This is a genomic window from Syntrophales bacterium, from assembly GCA_023229765.1.
GTDB lineage: Bacteria > Desulfobacterota > Syntrophia > Syntrophales > UBA5619 > DYTH01.
Window position 1 is genome coordinate 1 of sequence record JALNYO010000081.1, and the last position, 3,822, is coordinate 3,822.

General features: G+C 53.3%; 5 protein-coding genes. 1 reads left to right on the forward strand and 4 read right to left on the reverse strand.

What is annotated here, in order from left to right:
* Window positions 1-4 precede the first annotated feature (4 nt).
* On the reverse strand, window positions 5-205 hold the full coding sequence (locus M0P74_18135) for a twin-arginine translocase TatA/TatE family subunit (GenBank protein MCK9365506.1): 201 nt from the start codon (window positions 203-205) through the stop codon (window positions 5-7).
* A 99-nt stretch (window positions 206-304) separates the two neighbouring features.
* Window positions 305-1,150 carry a DUF4115 domain-containing protein gene (locus M0P74_18140; GenBank protein MCK9365507.1) on the reverse strand — a complete coding sequence of 282 codons (846 nt, stop codon included), beginning with the start codon at window positions 1,148-1,150 and terminating at the stop codon, window positions 305-307.
* 323 nt (window positions 1,151-1,473) lie between these two features.
* Between M0P74_18140 and M0P74_18145 the strand changes: the two genes are divergently transcribed.
* Window positions 1,474-2,274 carry an inositol monophosphatase gene (locus tag M0P74_18145; protein MCK9365508.1) on the forward strand — a complete coding sequence of 267 codons (801 nt, stop codon included), beginning with the start codon at window positions 1,474-1,476 and terminating at the stop codon, window positions 2,272-2,274.
* Between the two features lie 13 nt (window positions 2,275-2,287).
* Here the strand turns inward: M0P74_18145 and M0P74_18150 are convergent, their stop codons facing one another.
* Window positions 2,288-3,040 (reverse strand): hypothetical protein, encoded by a 753-nt coding sequence (locus tag M0P74_18150; protein ID MCK9365509.1) that lies wholly within the window; start codon window positions 3,038-3,040, stop codon window positions 2,288-2,290.
* An 87-nt stretch (window positions 3,041-3,127) separates the two neighbouring features.
* The coding region (locus M0P74_18155; GenBank protein MCK9365510.1) for an integron integrase at window positions 3,128-3,822 on the reverse strand (695 nt) is incomplete at its 5' end.

Sequence of the window (3,822 nt, forward strand, 5' to 3'; positions counted from 1 at the left end):
GGATTCAGGATGATTTCTTGTCGTCGGATTTATTATCCTCTTTTTTGGGAGTGACGTCTATCTCATTCGGCTCATTGCTGGATTTCTTGAAGTTTCTGATGGTCTTGCCCAGAGCGCTGCCGATTTCGGGGAGTTTGCCGGCTCCGAAAATAATTAAAATGATAACCAGGATGATTAGCAATTCAGGCATGCCTATTCCAAACATAATTTTACACCCTCTTTCTCTAAATTTACCGTCGCGATCCTAAACTATCGCAAAGCCATTGTCAAATAATAACCGTTTGCAAGCGGCAAATGGCCGCTTTCAATTATTCTCTTTTTTCGGTTCTTCCGCCGGAAGATTTACAGTAACAACCGCGCCCCGTTTCCCCGGCGCTCCCAGGGGCTTTCCCTGGAAAAAAAGATCTACTCCCCCGGCGTTGCCTATATACAGTTGGAAGCCTTCCTCCGCCCGCCGCTCGATTTTCTCCCCCGGCTTCAACAGAATCTCACTGCGGTTTTTTTTGTCTGCAACTATTCTCATCCATGTCAGCTCACGTGCCTCAATAACCAGATGGTACTTGCCTGTTAGAGACTGGTCTGGGGAGGGTGAAACAGTTTTTTCCGGGGCAGGGCTGACTGCCGCCGTCGTTTGCGGGAGGGCTGCCGTTGGCGCCGCATTATTTACGGCAGGCGGAACTGCGGGCGCCGATGCCGGCTTGGCAACGGGTGCGGCGGGAGTCGCTGGCTTATCCCCATGGTAGAGAAAGACCGCCAGGACGATAAGGCCGGCGATGATCACAATGGCAAGACTTCCATAAAGGAACAGGTACCGTCGGCTGTTTTCCGGCCAGGGTTTCCTGACCTCTTCGGCTTCGGCCGGTTTGCTTGTGGTGGCAAGGTAAACTTCATACCTGTCGAGAAGCGGTTTTTCGTCGATTGCAATCTTCTTGGCGTATTTTTTGATAAAGCTTTTCGTGTAGATCGGGGAGGGGAGGCTTTTAAAGTCGCCATTTTCCAGCGCCGCGAGGTTAACGATGCTGATCCGTGTCGCGGCAAAAATATCTTTCAGGGATAGTCCGCGGGCTTCCCGCAGCGCCTTCAGATTTTCTACCGTTTCTCCCGGCGTCGAGCCTGAATTATTTTGGGGAATGTTATCGTTTTCATTCATCTTATTATGTCCTTGCCGATATTGGAACACTCTTAATTATACTAAATAGTGCTTTTGAATTTCGGATCAATGACGGTAGTTGGTTCTGTTTTCATATCGGGGTTGCAGGCATTCCCATTTGCGGATAAGGATTAGCATCATTAAATAGATAAATGCAATAGAATAAATATGAGCAGCGGATCTAAATCAGGAGCGATTAAAAATATTTTCTTCTGGATATTCATTCATCTTTGTGATGAGATCAAAGGCACGATGTTAAGAGCGGGCATATCGCTAATAAATTGCTCCGAGGTGTGGGGAGCTGATGAAAAAGGACGAGAAGCATGCTGAATGACGGCGGTTTGAGGGAATTTATCGAAAAAACGGCGCGCGAGGCAGGGGCGCTTCTGCGCGGCAGGCTTTATGACCGGCATGATGTTCAGTACAAAGGGGAGATAAATATCGTAACCGAGGCGGATCGCCTTTCTGAGGAACTGATAGTCGAGAGGATCAGTCGCCGGTTCCCTCAGCATGGCATAATGACCGAAGAATCGCCGGAAAAAATAAATATTTCAGAATCCCGCTGGATCATCGATCCCTTGGATGGAACCACCAATTATGCCCATGGCTATCCGGTCTTTGCGGTTTCCATCGCCCTGGAGGTTGAGGGGACGATCATCCTGGGCGCCGTTTATAACCCCATGTCTGACGAATTTTTTGTGGCGGAGCAGGGGGCCGGTTCATATCTGAACGGCCGGCGACTGAAGGTATCATCTACCGCAGCACTTTCCCGATCTCTTTTGGCAACCGGTTTTCCCTACGACATACGAACCGACAGAAACAATAATATCAATTACTTCAAGGCGATGGCGCTTCATGCCCAGGCAATTCGGCGGGCGGGTTCGGCGGCGCTTGATCTGGCCTTTATCGCGGCGGGCCGGTTCGACGGCTTCTGGGAGCTGAAACTTGCCCCGTGGGACACAGCCGCCGGCTGGCTGATCGTGGAAGAGGCCGGAGGCGTTGTCACCGATCTTGCCGGCGGCGCATACAATGTCCATTCTCCGCATATCCTCGCCACTAACGGCCTGATTCACGCCGATATGGCCCGTATCTTCGCCGCGACCAATCCCCTGGCCGAGCCCTGAAACTTCTGCATGCTCAGCAGTCGGTGGTCAAAATCGCATAAAGTCTGCGGCCGATCTCAAGGCCGCGCTCAATAAAATCAGGACCATATCTACGCCCGGTTGCCGTGCGGAAGCTTTCTTTAATTTTTTCAACACCCTGCATGCCGGCGGGGAACTTCGGTAAAAGTTCGCACAGGGGAATCGCGCGCGGCGCCGTCATCGCCCAGATGGTTTCCGTGAAATTGTCCGGCCCCCAGCGGAATTTATCCGCATCATAGAGGGAGTCGGAAAGAAGCTGCGCTTCTGGTGAATCTGAAGTTATAAGGGGGCGGAAGGCCTCATGGTTTTGTATTGCACCGGCTATGGAGAGGCGCTCCTGATCACTGAGAGGAAAGCCTGTCAGAACTTTGACCGCCTCTGCGGCGCCTCTTTCTGCATGGTTTTTTTCCCGACGGCAAATATCGTGAAGTAGTCCTGCAAGGTGCCCCAACAAAACCATTCTTCTGACTGCCGTGGCGGAAATTCCTTCGTCGCTTTCCGCTAAAATCAAGGCCCCGGCATCAATTGCTACTTTACGGACGTGAATCAGACCGTGTCCGAGATAATCCCCCCGGGCTTCGATAATCTGCAAGATATCCTGAACCAGAGGCTCGGAGGAAAAAAACTCCTCGGACAGGGTTCGCTCAAGTGTCCGTTCGCGGTAGAATAGCGGCTCCCCCACCTCGGCAGATATTTCTCTGGCAAGGGCCATTGCGCACAAGTATTCCTGATTTGGCATCTGCTCCATGGATTAATCATCACACAAATTGACAACGGACCTCTGTCGGTTTTTGGTTTTTCCACACACCCGAAAAAGATCAGTAAATATCTGGCTTTACATGTTGTCCAGCGGACTGCGCACTGCAAGGCCCGGCCGGTTAAGCACATGGGTGTAAATCATGGTGGTCGCTACATCCGAGTGGCCGAGCAGTTCCTGTACCGTCCGGATATCCGCTCCCCCGGCCAGCAGGTGGGTGGCGAAGGAGTGACGCAGGGTATGGGGGGTGACCCGCTGGGAAAGGCCTGCCGCCCTCGCCGCCTTGCGGATGGCACTCTGGAAAGCGGCGTCGTTCAGGTGATGGCGGCGCTTGAGGCCGCTGCGCGGGTCGATCGCCAACTGGCGCGAGGGGAAAAACCACTGCCACGCCCAGAGTACCCCCGCCGTGGGAATTTTATTTTCCACGGAATCGGGAAGCCATACCCCCGGCAAACCTTCCTGCCTGTCTTCATCGAAGAGCAGCCGGAGACGTTCCCGATGTGACAGGAGGGCCTCCCGCAGACTTTCCGGCAGCACGCTCACCCGGTCCTTGCCCCCCTTGCCGCTGCGGATGATGACGATCCCCTGTTCGAAGTTTATATCCTGAACTCTGAGCCTCAGTAATTCCATCAGGCGTAGCCCCGCGCCGTACATGAGCCGGGCCATGAGACGGTTCGTTCCGGACATCTCGGCAAACAGCGACTGGCACTCCCGCCGGCTCAGAACAACGGGAATTCTTCTGCTGGCGCGGCCGGGACGGTAGCCGGAAAAAT